General features: G+C 50.7%; 10 protein-coding genes. 7 read left to right on the top strand and 3 right to left on the bottom strand.

Annotated features, from left to right (window positions below; translation table 11 throughout):
- Nucleotides 1-134: 134 nt before the first annotated feature.
- From UNDKW_RS06685 to UNDKW_RS06675, 3 genes are read left to right on the top strand one after another with little or no spacing between them, the layout of a single operon-like run.
- Nucleotides 135-953: a spermidine synthase gene (locus UNDKW_RS06685; RefSeq protein ID WP_162058073.1), complete on the top strand. Its 819-nt coding sequence runs from the start codon at nucleotides 135-137 to the stop codon at nucleotides 951-953.
- Between the two features lie 34 nt (nucleotides 954-987).
- Nucleotides 988-2,769 carry a GspE/PulE family protein gene (locus UNDKW_RS06680; protein WP_162040344.1) on the top strand — a complete coding sequence of 594 codons (1,782 nt, stop codon included), beginning with the start codon at nucleotides 988-990 and terminating at the stop codon, nucleotides 2,767-2,769.
- Between the two features lie 23 nt (nucleotides 2,770-2,792).
- The gene (locus UNDKW_RS06675; RefSeq protein ID WP_162058072.1) at nucleotides 2,793-5,525 is read left to right on the top strand and encodes a CHASE domain-containing protein; all 2,733 of its coding nucleotides are present in this window, start codon (nucleotides 2,793-2,795) and stop codon (nucleotides 5,523-5,525) included.
- On the opposite strand, the gene UNDKW_RS06670 is transcribed toward UNDKW_RS06675, so the two are convergent.
- The gene (locus UNDKW_RS06670) at nucleotides 5,459-6,367 is read right to left on the bottom strand and encodes an SDR family oxidoreductase (RefSeq protein ID WP_174247571.1); all 909 of its coding nucleotides are present in this window, start codon (nucleotides 6,365-6,367) and stop codon (nucleotides 5,459-5,461) included. The two genes, UNDKW_RS06675 and UNDKW_RS06670, sit on opposite strands and share 67 nt — an antisense overlap.
- Before the next feature lie 12 nt (nucleotides 6,368-6,379).
- Between UNDKW_RS06670 and UNDKW_RS06665 the strand changes: the two genes are divergently transcribed.
- From UNDKW_RS06665 to UNDKW_RS06655, 3 genes are all read left to right on the top strand, one after another.
- Nucleotides 6,380-7,405 (top strand): CDP-6-deoxy-delta-3,4-glucoseen reductase, encoded by a 1,026-nt coding sequence (locus UNDKW_RS06665; protein WP_162058071.1) that lies wholly within the window; start codon nucleotides 6,380-6,382, stop codon nucleotides 7,403-7,405.
- 391 nt (nucleotides 7,406-7,796) lie between these two features.
- On the top strand, nucleotides 7,797-8,993 hold the full coding sequence (locus tag UNDKW_RS06660; RefSeq protein ID WP_162058070.1) for an acetylornithine transaminase: 1,197 nt from the start codon (nucleotides 7,797-7,799) through the stop codon (nucleotides 8,991-8,993).
- Between the two features lie 162 nt (nucleotides 8,994-9,155).
- On the top strand, nucleotides 9,156-11,171 hold the full coding sequence (locus UNDKW_RS06655; RefSeq protein WP_162058069.1) for a S9 family peptidase: 2,016 nt from the start codon (nucleotides 9,156-9,158) through the stop codon (nucleotides 11,169-11,171).
- Here UNDKW_RS06655 and UNDKW_RS06650 read toward each other — a convergent pair.
- The gene (locus tag UNDKW_RS06650) at nucleotides 11,154-12,047 is read right to left on the bottom strand and encodes a LysR family transcriptional regulator (RefSeq protein ID WP_162058068.1); all 894 of its coding nucleotides are present in this window, start codon (nucleotides 12,045-12,047) and stop codon (nucleotides 11,154-11,156) included. The two genes, UNDKW_RS06655 and UNDKW_RS06650, sit on opposite strands and share 18 nt — an antisense overlap.
- 157 nt (nucleotides 12,048-12,204) lie before the next feature.
- Here UNDKW_RS06650 and UNDKW_RS06645 point away from each other — a divergent pair, with 157 nt between their 5' ends.
- Nucleotides 12,205-13,218, top strand: coding sequence for an NADP-dependent oxidoreductase (locus tag UNDKW_RS06645; protein ID WP_162058067.1), 1,014 nt, complete (start codon nucleotides 12,205-12,207; stop codon nucleotides 13,216-13,218).
- A 79-nt stretch (nucleotides 13,219-13,297) separates the two neighbouring features.
- Here UNDKW_RS06645 and UNDKW_RS06640 read toward each other — a convergent pair whose 3' ends face one another.
- Complete coding sequence (locus UNDKW_RS06640) at nucleotides 13,298-15,079, bottom strand: glycoside hydrolase family 44 protein (RefSeq protein ID WP_162058066.1); 1,782 nt, start codon at nucleotides 15,077-15,079, stop codon at nucleotides 13,298-13,300.
- Between the last annotated feature and the right edge of the window lie 103 nt (nucleotides 15,080-15,182).

The following is a 15,182-nucleotide window of genomic DNA, read 5'->3' as shown; positions in this document are numbered from 1 at the left end:
ATCAGGCAAGTTCGCGCAAGTATAATTGCGTAAAAGTAACTCCTTCCTCAAGTTTTTCCGTCAAAATTCATTACAACTTGTATGGAAAATGTAAATTTGCTTTCGACACACACTATGAAGGTTAAAATAAGCGGATGCTGATCAAACGAAAATCCATAGAAGCCGAGGCCAATCACCGCTCTGGCCCCACCGCCGCTGCCCCGAAGAAGGCCAACCGCAAACCCAAATTTGCTCCTGTCACCTTATCCGAAATGGATGGGGTACGATTCCTGCATTTCGGTACCGAATGGGTGCAAGGTGCCATGCGCCTGCGCAAGCCCGACGCCATAGAACTCGAATACGCGCAACAGATGATGGCCTGGATGCTGTTCATCGATACGCCACAACAACTGGTGCAACTGGGACTGGGCACCGGTGCACTGACCAAGTTCTGTTACCGTCATTTCGAAGATGCCGCAGTCACCACGGTAGAACTTAATCCGTCTGTTATCGCCATTTGCGAAAGCATGTTCAAATTACCTGCCAATGACGAGCGGCTGCAGGTGCTGGAAATGGATGCCATGGACTTTGTCAACGATGACAATAATCATGGGCATGCAGATGCCATGCAGGTGGATTTATATGATGCTACTGCCCGTGGCCCGGTGCTCGACAGTGCTGAGTTTTATCAGGCCTGTGCAAATTGCCTGAAAGACGATGGCATCTTGACCGTCAACCTGTTTGGCGACCACCCCAGCTATGCACGCAACCTTAAAGCCATGCGCTTTGCCTTTGACACTGTGCTATGCCTGCCAGAAGTCCACGATGGCAATGTGGTTGCCCTGGCGTTCAAACGCAAGCCCGAATTGAATTTCCCTGAGCTGTACGAAAAAGCGGAACAGATCAGGGCGAGCACCAAAATGCCTGCAAAATCCTGGGTCAATGGGCTCAAGGCAGCCTGCGATCCCAAATAATGTCAAAATAATTTGATGAAAACGGTCACCAAGCATGAATAAACCAGCACACCGCAGCCTGAACCTGCAACAAATTTTTACCTGGCTGATGGCCGATGGCATCATCCCCAAGGAAGAAGCCAAGACCCAGTTCCACGCGACCCAGGGTTTGTTGAAAAACGGTCCGGCCAGCATGCATCCCCTGACTGCAGTTGCACAGGCCAGATTGCATTCGGCCATTTCACCGCATATTTTACTGACGCTGGACTGGCTGACGGAATGGGCGGCCGCCAAGGTAAATTTACCTTTTTACCGCATTGATCCCCTGAAGATAGATTTCACCAGCGTATCCGATGTGATGTCGGCCTCTTATGCGACCCGCTTTAACATTCTGCCTGTGGAATCCACGGGCAATGTCATTGTCGTTGCGACTTCAGAGCCATTCAATACCGAATGGCAGGATGAAATACTGAAATTCAGCCGCAAGGAGATTCGCCTGGTGGTGGCGAACCCGCTGGAAATTTCGCAATACATCGTGCAGTTTTTCTCACTGGCCAAATCCATCAAGGATGCGCGCAAGTCGAACAAGAATGACGCCAACCTGCGTCAGAACTTTGAGCAACTGATAGAGATAGGCAAGACCAATAAGCAGGTCGATGCGAATGACCAGCACATCGTCAATATCGTCGATTGGCTGTGGCAATTTGCCTTTGATCAGCGCGCCTCGGATATCCATCTCGAGCCCAAACGCGATATTTCCGTCATCCGTTTCCGTATCGACGGTGTCTTGCACCAGGTATATCAGGTACCAGCCACCATCATGATCGCCATGACAGCCCGTATCAAATTGCTGGGCCGCATGGACGTTATCGAAAAACGTCGTCCGCAGGATGGTCGTATCAAAACCCGTACCAGTGAAGGCCAGGAGGTGGAACTGCGTTTGTCCACCCTGCCTACGGTGTTCGGCGAAAAAATGGTCATGCGTATTTTTGATCCTGAAGTTGTGGTCAAGACCCTGCCCGAACTCGGTTTCCCCATCAATGATGCAAAACGCTGGGATCACCTGACCAGCAAGCCACATGGCATTATCCTGGTCACCGGACCTACCGGTTCCGGTAAAACCACTACCTTGTACACGACGCTCAAAGCGCTGGCGACACCCGACGTGAATGTCTGTACCGTCGAAGACCCTATCGAGATGGTAGAGGGCTCGTTCAACCAGATGCAGGTACAGTCTGCCATCGACCTGAGTTTTGCTGATGGCATACGCGCCCTCATGCGTCAGGATCCTGACATCATCATGGTCGGTGAGATACGCGATTTGCCAACTGCCGAGATGGCCATACAGGCCGCACTGACAGGTCATTTGGTCTTATCCACCCTGCATACCAATGACGCGCCTTCAGCCATCATGCGTCTGCTGGAACTTGGTGTGCCTTATTATTTATTGGAAGCAACCATCATAGGCATCCTGGCCCAGCGCCTGGTCAGGACCCTGTGCATCCACTGTAAATCTCCCGAAGGTGAACTGCAGGATGCTGTCTGGGACACCCTCACTGAGGGCTGGGGCATCAGCAAACCCGAGAAAATCTATAAACCCGTCGGCTGCCCGGAATGCCGCCAGACCGGTTTCATGGGACGTACAGGCTTGTATGAATTACTGACAGTCACCCTGCCTTTCAGCAAACTGATCACTGAGAATGCCGATATCCATGCCCTGCGTGCCCAAAGCATCAAGGATGAGATGAAACCCTTGCGCATTGCAGGCGCATATAAGATCATCGAAGGTGTTACCACGGCAGATGAGGTTCTGAAAGTCACTTCATCACTGATCTAGCTTAGTTTTCTGGGAAGGCGGGGATGCGTTCAACACCGGAAAGTGATACGCGACAACTACTATGGCAAATGCTGGTGCTTGCCATACTGTATGCGGCACTTGGACGCCTTTCCCTGTTGCTTGCCATCCCGCCAGGCTATTCCATCGCCATCTATCCTTCTGCCGGTGTTGCCCTGGGCATGGTGCTTACCGGAGGCTACCGCCTCTTGCCCGGTGTAGCCATCGGTGCCTTCGTTGCCAATTTACTCATTAACCTGAACATTTTTGGCAACATCAATACCAATGCCCTGATTGCCTCAACCATCGTCGCTGCTGGTGCCAGCCTGCAAACCCTGGTAGCTTGCAAGCTGATCCTGAAGAAATTGCATGACAACCTGGCGCTGGATACAGACAGGGCTATTTTTCAGTTTTTTATCTATGGCGGCGGAGTTGCCTGTCTCATCAACGCCAGCATCAGCGTCACTGCGCTGGTCGCTCTTGGTGTCATCCCCTGGCAGGATTTTTTCAATAACTGGATAGGCTGGTGGGTAGGCGATACCTTTGGTGTTTTAACGATCACCCCCATCATCATGGTGATCTATGGCAAGCCACGTGAGATATGGTATGCCAGGCGCTGGAGCGTGCTGGTCCCGCTGTTGATCTGCCTGCTGCTGGTGATTACCGCATTTACCTTTACCCGTTACCGCGAAGAACAAAAACAGCAACTTGAATTCCGCCTGAAAGCTGAACGCATAGGCCAGAACCTGCAAAACAAGCTTGATACACACGCCGACATCATGCGCAATATCGAGCGTCTGTATGCCAGCTCCATACAGGTAAGCCGCAATGACTTTGCCACCTTTGTCAGTCATACCCTTCAAAGCCAGAAAGCCATCTCCTTCTTGTCCTGGGTGCCAAAGGTAGATCTGCAACACCGCGAAAACTTTGAAGTCACCGTATTACGTGAAGGTTTCGCCAATTACCAGATACAGGAGATGAATGAGTTTAATCAGCTCGTGGAAGTCAGTATCAGGGATGAATATTATCCCATCAGGTACATAGAACCTTTTTTTGATAATCATCAGATGTTTGGCTATGACATGGGCTCTACCACCGCCCGCAGGATTGCCATAGAGGATGCGCGTGACAGTGGCCACCTGACAGTCACCGACCCATTAATTTCCAGCGAGACCGATGGCAGGGAACAATTGCATGTGCTGCTGTTTGCGCCAGTCTATGAAAATGGCAAACCGCAAGAAACCATGGAACAGAGGAAAGCTGCTTTTTCCGGAACGGCTGTCAGCATGATACGTATGGCAGACGTCGTCAGGGAGATACTGTCCAATGAAGACATGCGCAGTGTGCGCATCAAATTTTATGATCTTTCCTACCCTGGCAAGAAAGGCATATTCATCGATGAAATCAGCGGGCTGACCCCGACTTATTTATTCCAAACCACCATCAACTTTGGTGGCAGACAGTTCGCATTACTGGCAAAACCTTCATCAGAATACTGGCGCACCCATGTTGCCTGGATCACCTGGATCACCATGATAGGCGGCCTGCTGTTCACAGGCCTGCTGGGCGCCTACCTGCTGGTCGCAACAGCTCATACTTTTGGCATAGAAAGTCTGGTCGCACAAAGAACGGCAGAGCTGCACGACAGTGAAGAAAGGTTGCGTACCATACTCGACAATGCGGCAGAAGGCATATTGACCACGAATGAACATGGCATCATAGAATCAGCCAACCGTTCTGCCGAAGTCTTGCTGAAATATACGCATGGCAGCCTGCATGGCAGAAACATGTTCAGCCTTTTCCCTGACCCTGAGTCGCTGCAATTCCTGACCACCCATTTGCACACGACCAATCGTGAAAGACAATTTGAGGTTGCAGGAAAAAGTGAGCGCAAAGAATTGCTGGCCAGGCAAAAAGATGGTCATGACGTACCAGTAGAGCTGGCCATTACCCGTGTGCGCCTTGGCATGCAGGTCTTGTATGTCATCATCGTGCATGACCTGTCAGAGAAAAAACGGGTAGAAAAACTCAAAAACGAATTTGTCTCTGCCGTGTCACACGAGTTGCGCACGCCGCTGACTTCTATCCGAGGCGTGCTGGGCCTTCTGGCAGGTGGCGTTGCCGGGAGTATTCCGGAAAAAGCGCAGTCCATGCTGGTCATGGCCAACGACAATGCCAAGCGCCTGACTGCACTCATCAATGATTTGCTGGACTTTGAAAAACTCGAATATGGCAGCATGCAGTTCCACTTCGAGACCCTGCCCCTGGCCGAACTGATAGAGAGCAGCTTGCAGTCCAACCTTGGTTATGCGCAAAGTTTTGACATAGGCATACAGTATGACTCACCAGTAGATCCTGCTGCCCAGGTCAGAGTAGATTCGCAACGTTTTGTACAGGTCTTGTCCAACCTGTTGTCGAATGCCATCAAGTTCTCGCGACCGCATGGAAAAATTGATGTGCGCGTCACGCTGAATCACGACCAGAATCAGGTACGCATAGAAGTACAAGACTATGGCATAGGTATTTCAGAAGAATTCAAGAGCAGCATCTTCCAGAAGTTCACTCAGGAAGATGCCAAGGCAGCCCGCAAATATGCCGGTACCGGCCTGGGTCTTAGCCTGACCAAGACCATGATAGAAAAAATGGGCGGGCAGATCGGTTTCAGCAGTACAGAAAATCTCGGTTCCTGCTTCTATATCACCTTACCGCTCGTGACCGCAGCCACCACTGCCGCGACGCCCTCTGTCACCGAGGCATAGCGCAGGCGTACACCCAGTTCAAGTTTGATGCGCTGGTTTTGCATGCGTCTCGATTCTGACATGAAAGACAATAATACAGGGCTGACCTGCTGCGCCAGTTCAGCACGCGGCAAGCGTGGCGGGCGCGGTAGAGCAAACGCATCAGCGACCAGGTCAAAGTAAGTAGCCATCTTCATGTCACTGTCATCGACAGCATGATAAACACGGTTGGGAAGCGCCCGGAACAAGGCCAGTTTGATCAATTGCGCCAGATCATCTGCGTGGATGTGGTTGGAATATACATCATCAGCTTCAAGCAATGCGGGCGTGCCCTTGTGCAAACGTTCCAGTGGCAGGCGGTTTGCCGCATAGATGCCAGGCACGCGCAGGATGGACAGGCAGGATTGACTGCGCCTGGCCCAGGCCCGCAAACAGTTTTCTGCCGCCACGCGGCGCAGTGCGCGGGCATTTTGAGGCTTTACGCTGCGGGTCTCATCAAACGAGGCTCCCGCACAGTCGCCATACACGCCTGTCGTACTGATATAAACAAGGCGGCTCTTGTCAGGTAAAATGGCGGTCAAATTTTGTGTGCGCCTGTCAGCCTTGCCTTCTGAGGGTGGTGGTGCCAGATGAACCACATACTCTGCCAGGCCCTTGAGGCGGGCCAGTGTATCAGGCTGGTCCAGGTTACCCAGCAAGGGAGTAGCGCCGGCAGTACGTAGTTCTGTGCAGCGTTCAGCCTGGCTGGTCAGCGCAAAAATGCGGAAATGCTGGCGCAATAATGGCAAGAGGCGCATGCCCACGTCGCCACAACCTATGATAAGCAAGCGTGGCTTGCCAATTTGTTTAATCTGTTTATTCATGTTCAGGATAGTATGACTTTTCAAGTAAGCGTCACCCCCAGTGGCCGTCAATTTAGCTGTGAAGAAGATGAAACTGTATTGTCGGCAGCGCTGCGCGCAGGCGTCATCTTGCCATATGGCTGTAAAAATGGTGCATGTGGCTCTTGCAAGGGCAAGATCGCCAGCGGAACTGTGCAACATGGCCCGCACCAGCAACGCGCTCTGACCGAGCTGGAAGAAACCCAGGGCATGTCCCTGTTTTGCTGTGCCAGGCCACAATCAGACCTGACCATAGAAGCGCGCGAAATCGTTGCGGACGGCGATTACCCGGTCAAGAAAATGCCCAGCCGCATTGCCAGACTGGAAAAACTTTCGCACGATGTCATGCTCATCGCCCTGCAATTGCCTGCCAATGAGCGCCTGCAATACCGCGCTGGTCAATACATAGAATTCCTGCTCAGGGACGGCAAGCGCCGCAGCTATAGCATGGCGAATGCCCCGCATCTGGATGAGCACATAACCCTGCACGTACGCCATATGCCGGGTGGCCTGTTCACCGACCAGGTATTTACTACCCTCAAAGAGCGCGACATCCTGCGCTTTGAAGGCCCGCAAGGTACTTTCTTCCTGCGTGAAGATAGCGAAAAACCAATTATCCTGCTGGCTTCAGGCACAGGCTTCGCCCCTATCAAGGCTCTGGTAGAGCACCTGATTCATATTGAGTCCAAGCGCCCGGTCAACCTGTATTGGGGTGGCCGTCGCCCTGAAGACCTGTATATGCATGCGCTGTGCAAGGAATGGGAAAAGCAGCTGCCTGGCTTTAACTACATCCCTGTCGTTTCTGACGCCTTGCCTGAAGATGCATGGACAGGCCGTAGCGGTTTTGTGCACCAGGCTGTCATGTCTGATCATGCAGACTTGTCTGCTTATCAAGTGTATGCCTGTGGTGCCCCTGTCGTGGTTGACTCAGCCAAGCGCGACTTTACGGCGCAGTGCCAATTGCCTGCCGACGAGTTCTATGCAGATTCGTTTACTTCTGAGGCTGACCTGGCAAACTAATGTCGTAAGCAATAATGCAGGTCAACACACGTATCGAAAACAGGGCTTACGCAAAGTCGTCCCAGCAAGGCGCAACGACGAAGACAGTACTTTAAGTACGGCTAGGCGTTGCAACGCAGCTGGGGCAGCTTTGCGTAAGTCCACCAAAATTTTTTTGACGCAGTGCGCAAAAAGTCCTATTATCCGTTTTATGAAAATATTTACTGACATGTCCTCACCAAATATTGCACGACGTCGCAACTCGCCAAGCGAGCCTGGGCCGATGTAGGAGTGAGCGTGCGCGTTAAAAGCTGCACCACGAATATCCAGCCACAGGTTCCGCCCTGTGGCTTTTTTTTACCTTGAGTTTTTATCTATCCCCACCCACTGTAACGACCTTAGGAGTCTTGAAATGGAATTCAGTCAGTACAACGTAAATTCCCTGATGTACATCACCCCACGCCCCGAACTGGTGTTCGTTGAAGGCAAGGGCATGTACCTGACTGATCACAAGGGCAAGCGATATCTCGATTATCTGCAAGGATGGGCGGTCAACTGCCTCGGTCATTGCCCAGACGTGATCCATGAAGCACTAGTCAGCCAGTCAAAGAAATTGCTGAACCCCTCCCCGGCTTTCTACAACGCGCCTATGGTGGAATTTGCTGATCTGCTGACGAAGAACTCTTGCTTTGACCGCGTATTTTTCACCAACAGCGGTGCAGAAGCCAATGAAGGTGCTGTCAAGCTGGCGCGCAAGTGGGGTCAATTGAACAAGAATGGCGCATTTGAAATCATTACCTTTGATCATGGTTTCCATGGCCGTACCCTGGCGATGATGTCGGCCTCCGGCAAACCAGGCTGGGACACGATCTTTGCCCCGCAAGTCAGTGGCTTCCCTAAAGCAGATTTGAACGATATCGCTTCAGTAGAAAAACTGATCACTGACAAAACCGTTGGCGTCATGCTGGAACCGGTACAAGGTGAAGGCGGCGTCATTCCTGCCAGCCCTGAATTCATGCAAGCCCTGCGTGAATTGACCAAAAAGCACGGTCTGTTGCTCATCGTTGATGAAGTACAGACTGGCATGGGTCGTACCGGTGAATTGTTTGGCTATCAATTATCGAACATAGAACCAGACATCATGACCCTGGCGAAAGGCATAGGCGGCGGTGTGCCACTGGGTGCCTTGCTGTGCCGTGAAGAAGTGGCCTGCTTCGTTCCTGGCGACCAGGGCGGTACCTACAACGGTGCACCTTTGATGGCAGCTGTCGGTATTGCGGTATTCAAGGAATTAAACAAACCTGGCTTCCTGGCATCGGTTCAGGAAAAAGCAGAATACCTGAGTCAGCAACTGGAAGAATTGTCTGAAGAATTTGGCATGCAAGGCGAACGTGGCTTTGGTTTGCTGCGTGCCCTGAAGCTGGGTGACAATATCGGCGGCAAACTGGTCGAAGCTGCCCGTGATATGGAGCCAGTAGGTTTGCTGATCAATTCCCCTCGCCCAGACCTGCTGCGCTTTATGCCGGCATTGAATGTGACGAAGGAAGAGATTGATCAATTGATCAGCATGTTACGTGTCGTAATACAGCAAGTCAAAAACTCGGCCTGAGCTTCAATATAAAGAAAATGGCCTGTATTGTGAAAGCAATACAGGCCATTTTTTACGCCAAGAGCATTGCCTCTAAAGCATGTTTAACATTTATCAATCTGTATTTAATCTGAATTTATCTTGTATATAATGCGCAATTCCATTCCAGCAATGAAAGCGCGCATGCCTCACTTTTACAAGCCTCTCGCCCTCAAAATCGCCTTTGGTGTTTTCGGCAGCCTGTTCTTGCTTCAAGCTCCGGTTTCGCATGCCGCGGCCAAACCTATTCCGATCGCCAGTTTTTTCCAGGAATCCCAGTTCCGTGATGCGCGTCTTTCTCCTGATGGCAAAAATATTGCCATGATCATGAAGGGTGCTAATGACCGCATGGTTTTGGCAGTGCTGGAAGTTGGTCAATTGCGCCCTGAGATTATTGCCAATTATGAAGACAAGGATGTGCGCTCCTTCCACTGGATCAATAATGAGCGGCTGGTATATGATCTGACAGACTTGCAATACAAGGACGTCCAACGATTTTTCGGCCCAGGCCTGTACGCAGTTAACAAAGACCGTAGCAAGCGCTTGCGTCTGGTAACGCATCAGTACACTGGAGCCCGCACCAAAGTGGTAGGTAATGAATTACCGTGGGACACGTACTTTCTCGACATTGCACATAGTTCCACGTCACCAGACATTTTCGTCACACAATCCGCAGGAGCGGGAGCACGTGATCTGTACCGGCTAAATACAATGACGGGCAACATAGAAGTCACTCCTCGTCCAGGCAAAGTTGGCCGGTGGTTGATAGACAAGAATGGTGTTCCACGTATCGCTGTCACGACTGCCGAAGAAAAATCTATCATTTATTATAAAGACCCCAAAAAAGATGCCTGGCGTATCCTGGCGACTTCTGAATGGGCGTCTTATGACAGGATTACTCCTGTATTTTTCAGCCCTGAAGGCGATTTATATGTACGGGCCAATAATGGAAAAGACCTCAGCTCTTTGTATCGCTTTGATCTGGAGAAAAATCAGCTAGATCCTGAGCCAGTGATTTCACTGAAAGGCTATGACTTTGATGGACAATTGATTTATAACCAGCCAGAGAAAAAAGTCCTGGGCATGCGTTATGAAATGAGCAGGCCAGCGACCATCTGGTTTGATGAGTCTTTCGCTGCAAAACAAAAGCAAATAGATGCTCTTTTACCAGATACCTTTAATGCATTGCATTTTCCCTCTGATTTAAAAACCAATATCGCTCTGGTCTATTCTTATTCAGATGTAGCACCCGGTGCATGGCAATTGTTTGATTTCAATACTGGAAAATTAACACGCCTGGGCGTCAGCAAGCCTGAAATTAAGCCGGAACAAATGGCTGAAAAAGAGATGCTGACCTATACCGCGCGCGACGGTATGCAGATACCGGTTAACCTGACTTTACCTAAAAACAGTACAGGCAAAAATCTGCCTGCAGTTGTCCTGGTACACGGCGGCCCGTATGATCGAGGCAACCATTGGGGATTTAATGCTCAAGTTCAGTTTTTGGCCTCACGTGGTTACGCGCTCATAGAACCTGATTTTCGTGGCAGCCTGGGTTACGGATTGAAGCATTTTCAAGCAGGTCTCAAGCAATGGGGACTTTCCATGCAGGACGATATTGCCGATGCAGCCAAATGGGCAGCAGCCAAAGGTTATGCAGACCCAAAACGTATTTGTCTTGCCGGTACCAATTATGGCGGCTACGCCACTCTGATGGGCTTGATCAAAGATCCGGATGTATTCCGTTGTGGCATAGAATGGGCCGGCATTACAGATATCAATTTGCTTTATGATATTCACCATACGGAAGTATCTGACCAGTGGAAATGGTTTGGCATGCCAACACTAATAGGTGATCAGGTCAAGGACGCCGCTCAACTGAAAGCCACTTCCCCCTTAGAAAATGCTGGTAAGTTAACTCGTCCTTTGTTGATGGCTTATGGCAAACACGACAACAGAATTCCTTTGGAGCACGGCACCAAATTCTACAAGGCCGTTAAAGAAAAAAATCCCAATGTCGAATGGGTAGAATACGCAGAAGAAGGCCATGGATTCTTCCTGCTCAAAAACAATGTTGACTTCTGGGGGCGTGTGGAGAAATTCCTTGATCAGAATATAGGCAAGGGCCAGCCACTGGCAGTATCAGACGCTGGTAAATAATCTTTCCTGCAAAAAGGCCACGAAAGTGGCCGTCTTCAGTGCCAGCCAGTCACGCGCTGGATACACTGCATACACTGGTGAACCGCTGGGCAATTGATAATTGTCCAGCACCGCCACCAACTCACCACTTTGTAAGTGCTTGCTGACGATGAGTTTATCGATCAGCACGATGCCAGCGCCTGAGCAGGCAGCAGCCACCAGAGCAAGACCATTATTGGATTGGAAGTGGCTGCCCACCCTCACTTTTTTGACTTCGCCCTCTTGTAGCAAAGTCCATTCGTCATGGGCGCGCCCTGCGCTGATGTACAGCAGGCAGGCATGCTGTGCCAGGTCCTCTGCCACAACAGGATGTCCAGCATGCGCCAGATAGGCAGGTGATGCGCAAAGTATGCGCTGACTATCGACAAGCTTGCGCGCTATCAGGCTGGAGTCTTCCAGGTGAGAAACACGGATGGCAACATCAATCTGTTCGGCAATCAGATCGACCAGCCTGTCCTCGACTTGCAGGGCAAAATCAATTTGCGGATAACGTTTGCAAAACTCCATCATGACCGGCACCAGCCGGGTGACTGCTGGAACGGGACAGGTCACACGCAAGCGCCCTTTGACTTCTTGCTGGTGTTGCCCCGCCATTTGTTCTATGTTGGCTAAAGCGGTATCGATGCGCTGTGCCTCGAGCAGGACTTGCTCACCTATCTCGGTCAGGGTCAGCTTGCGGGTGGAGCGCTGTATCAGGCGTGCGCCCAGGTCTTGCTCCAGTTTGGCCAGTTGCCGCGATAGCAAGGACTTGCCACAGCCCAGTTGTATGGCTGCCTTGCTGATGCTGCCAGCGCGGATGATGGTGGCAAATACAGCAAGATGTTGTGGATTCAGCATGATACGCCCTCTTTATTGTCCTGATTAAGGCAACAATATTATGCAATATACCTGACTTATCAAGCAACAATAAGCAGCTTATACTGCTTTCCATGGTCAGCAGCGTGCTGCCACAATAAATTCCCAGTAAGTCCTCACTAGCCGACAAGGAAAACACATGAACGCCATCAACTCTCAATTCAAACTTGCAGCCCGCCCACAAGGCAGTGTCAAAGCCAGCGATTTCAATCACGTCAAAGAGCAGTTGCGTGATTTGCAGGCAGGCGAAGTGCTGATCAAGAACCTGTATATCTCACTCGACCCAGCCATGCGCGGCTGGATGAATGAGAGCAAGAATTCTTATATGCCACCAGTGGCGATAGGCGAAGTCATGCGTGCGCTGGCTGTTGGGCAGGTAGTTGAATCGAATAATCCAAAATTTGCTGTCGGTGAGCATGTCAGCGGCATACTGGGCATGCAGGAATATGCCTATTCTGATGGTAATGGCATCAGCAAGGTAGATCCAAAACTGGCCCCTCTGCCACTATACCTGAGTACCCTGGGCATGCCAGGCATGACTGCCTACTTTGGCTTGCTTGAAGTCGGCCAACCCAAGGAAGGTGATACTGTTGTCATCTCTGGTGCGGCAGGCGCAGTCGGAACCATCGTCGGCCAGATTGCCAAGATCAAGGGCGCACGCGTGGTTGGTATCGCCGGTGGCGCAGACAAAGTCCGCTACCTGACAGAAGAACTGGGCTTTGATGCCGCGATAGATTACAAGAGTGAAGATGTTGGTGCCGCACTGAAGCAGCATTGCCCCAAAGGCATAGACGTGTATTTCGATAATGTCGGCGGTGATATCCTTGATGCGGCCCTGGCGCAACTGGCTTTTGGTGCCCGCGTGGTGATTTGCGGTGCGATCTCCCAATACAATAATACGACCCCTATCAAGGGCCCATCAAACTACCTGAACCTGATGGTCAAACGTGCCACGATGAAAGGTGTGATGGTATCCGACTTTTACCCACGTGCCATGGAAGCGGCGATGGTCATGGGTGGCTGGATCATGTCTGGCAAACTGAAAAGCCGTGAAGACATCGTTGAGGGCCTGGAAAATTTCCCTGAGACTTTCCAGAAACTGTTCACAGGTGAAAACAATGGCAAGCTGATCTTGAAAGTAGCTGGAGTCTGAGCCAGTTAGTACGAGTTATAGTAAGCATCAAATGAAAAGCCACCAGCATGCTGGTGGCTTTTTACTAAAGCTTAGTTACTTATGGCTTCAACACAAAGTGCAGCACAGACAAAGCAGGCAAAGTGTAACTGAACTTGTTCTTGGAGATATTGCTGAGCCCGCTCCTTGCAGTGATATTGGTGCTGCTGCCACTGACACCCCAGACCTGGGCATATTTCAAATTCACAGGATGGCTGAGTTGAAAGCTGCTCGTAACATTAGTGCTCTGGCGGTTGATGGCAATAACGTGGATGACATTAGGGTCATTGAGATCGACCGCTGCATACACGGCGGCATTGCTATTATTGCTGGAAACCGCCTTCACAGAAGTTGCCGGGAACACCGACTTATTCCCATCATAATTTCGGTAAATCTTGAAGCCCGCAGCAATGTATTGTTCTGCATCGCCAAAATAAGTCGCCAGATACACGCCTTGTTTGCCAAAGGTACCCAGTGCATCTGCCTGGGCAATCGCGCCTGTGATATCGCTCTTGCCACCAAAATCATATTCAGTCACGGCCAGTTTGGTACCTGGATAAAAATCATTGATGGCTTGCTGCAGCTTGGGCAGCATTTGCAGAGAGCGTCCATCAGTAAAACCGTTACCGTTCTGGGTAATCCAGCTAGGTTCTACATAAGTCGCATCCCACAAACTGCGCGCAGCCTGCACCCTGTCAGTGGCATTGTAAGAAGCTTGTGGATAATAGTGAAAAGAAAACACGTCAAGCAAACGACGACCGGCGCTTTGCGAAGCCTGGTTCATTTTTGCCAGATAGGCGTTCGCCATGGCCATGCCGTTGTATCGATAACGGTCGCCAGTATTATTGCTGTAATAAGGCTCTACATTGTATTGCGCCCAGTCAGATGGCTGATGCGAGGCTGAACCGTCCCACACTGCCCACAGGCTGAACAGACCAAGGTAACCGCTGATTGCCGGCCCAAAGGTCTCTGCGCTGGCGTCCATGCGTTTGACAGTCTTTGCGAGGCTGATATTTCTCTGTAAGACATCAGTAACCGTGGTCAGCGTTGGATACAGATTCGCATGCGTACCGCTTTCACCACTGTTGGTCGTCCAGTGATGCCAGAGATCAGGCTCATTATCGAGCTCATAGCCTTTAACACCATTTGCGGATGCACCATTGCCATATTTCTGAACAAGAAAATTGATTTCTTCATCTATATAAACCACGCCATCATTCAGGCCTGGTGTCAGAGTCAGGCCACCAGCAGCAGCCGGTTTGTCATTGACAATATTGACCCAGCGCGCGGTATCTACATTTGATGGCCCGGCAGTACTTTGCCAAAGCTGGGAACCCATGCAAGTGCTTGGAGGATTGAGGTTGATGATGTCTTTGGGCAGCTTGCCAGCGGCAGGCAATTGCAGCAAGGAATACGTGCCCAGCACCAGTGACTGATCCTGGAAATTTTGTAATGCTGCACCAGGCGTGTAATACGCCAGGCCATTATTTGAATTGGGATTGCCCGCTCCGGCTGTCGCACTGACACCCGCATTGGATGAATGGCACCAGTCATTACCGGAATTGCTGACGCCATTTTCCCAGTTGTAGCTGGTCATATTATTACCACCCAGGCGGCGCGAACGCAGGTTCAAGCTTTGCAGACTGGCTTGCCCGCCCTGATTGGCCCAACCAGCACGGCCTGTTCCATCGGCATAAGCGTTATAACCATAGATCAAAGGGCTGATGGTCTTGCGCTCTGCCTGGGTATCAATGGAAAATGTGACATTCTGTGCCGACGTTGTCGAAATTTCTGCCGAAATACCCAGAATTAAAAGAACTTTGCACAAGCTGACTTGTCTCATGAGGCACCCTTGGTCTGCTCGTCAATAAATTATTTCCAAGTGGAAATTTAATATTCAGGTTACTTCATCGTTTTTAACAATTCAAGAAATTTCCAGCAGGTAA

This window comes from Undibacterium sp. KW1, from assembly GCF_009937955.1.
Classification (GTDB): Bacteria; Pseudomonadota; Gammaproteobacteria; order Burkholderiales; family Burkholderiaceae_D; genus Undibacterium.
This window is presented reverse-complemented; position numbering and strand designations above follow the sequence as displayed.

Bases quoted from the DNA above. Each gene is read 5' to 3' on its own strand.
- UNDKW_RS06670 (WP_174247571.1), bottom strand. From the start codon at position 6,367: ATGAATAAACAGATTAAACAAATTGGCAAGCCACGCTTGCTTATCATA.
- UNDKW_RS06645 (WP_162058067.1), top strand. From the start codon at position 12,205: ATGAACGCCATCAACTCTCAATTCAAACTTGCAGCCCGCCCACAAGGC.
- UNDKW_RS06665 (WP_162058071.1), top strand. From the start codon at position 6,380: ATGACTTTTCAAGTAAGCGTCACCCCCAGTGGCCGTCAATTTAGCTGT.
- UNDKW_RS06650 (WP_162058068.1), bottom strand. From the start codon at position 12,047: ATGCTGAATCCACAACATCTTGCTGTATTTGCCACCATCATCCGCGCT.
- UNDKW_RS06685 (WP_162058073.1), top strand. From the start codon at position 135: ATGCTGATCAAACGAAAATCCATAGAAGCCGAGGCCAATCACCGCTCT.
- UNDKW_RS06675 (WP_162058072.1), top strand. From the start codon at position 2,793: ATGCGTTCAACACCGGAAAGTGATACGCGACAACTACTATGGCAAATG.
- UNDKW_RS06660 (WP_162058070.1), top strand. From the start codon at position 7,797: ATGGAATTCAGTCAGTACAACGTAAATTCCCTGATGTACATCACCCCA.
- UNDKW_RS06680 (WP_162040344.1), top strand. From the start codon at position 988: ATGAATAAACCAGCACACCGCAGCCTGAACCTGCAACAAATTTTTACC.
- UNDKW_RS06640 (WP_162058066.1), bottom strand. From the start codon at position 15,079: ATGAGACAAGTCAGCTTGTGCAAAGTTCTTTTAATTCTGGGTATTTCG.
- UNDKW_RS06655 (WP_162058069.1), top strand. From the start codon at position 9,156: ATGCCTCACTTTTACAAGCCTCTCGCCCTCAAAATCGCCTTTGGTGTT.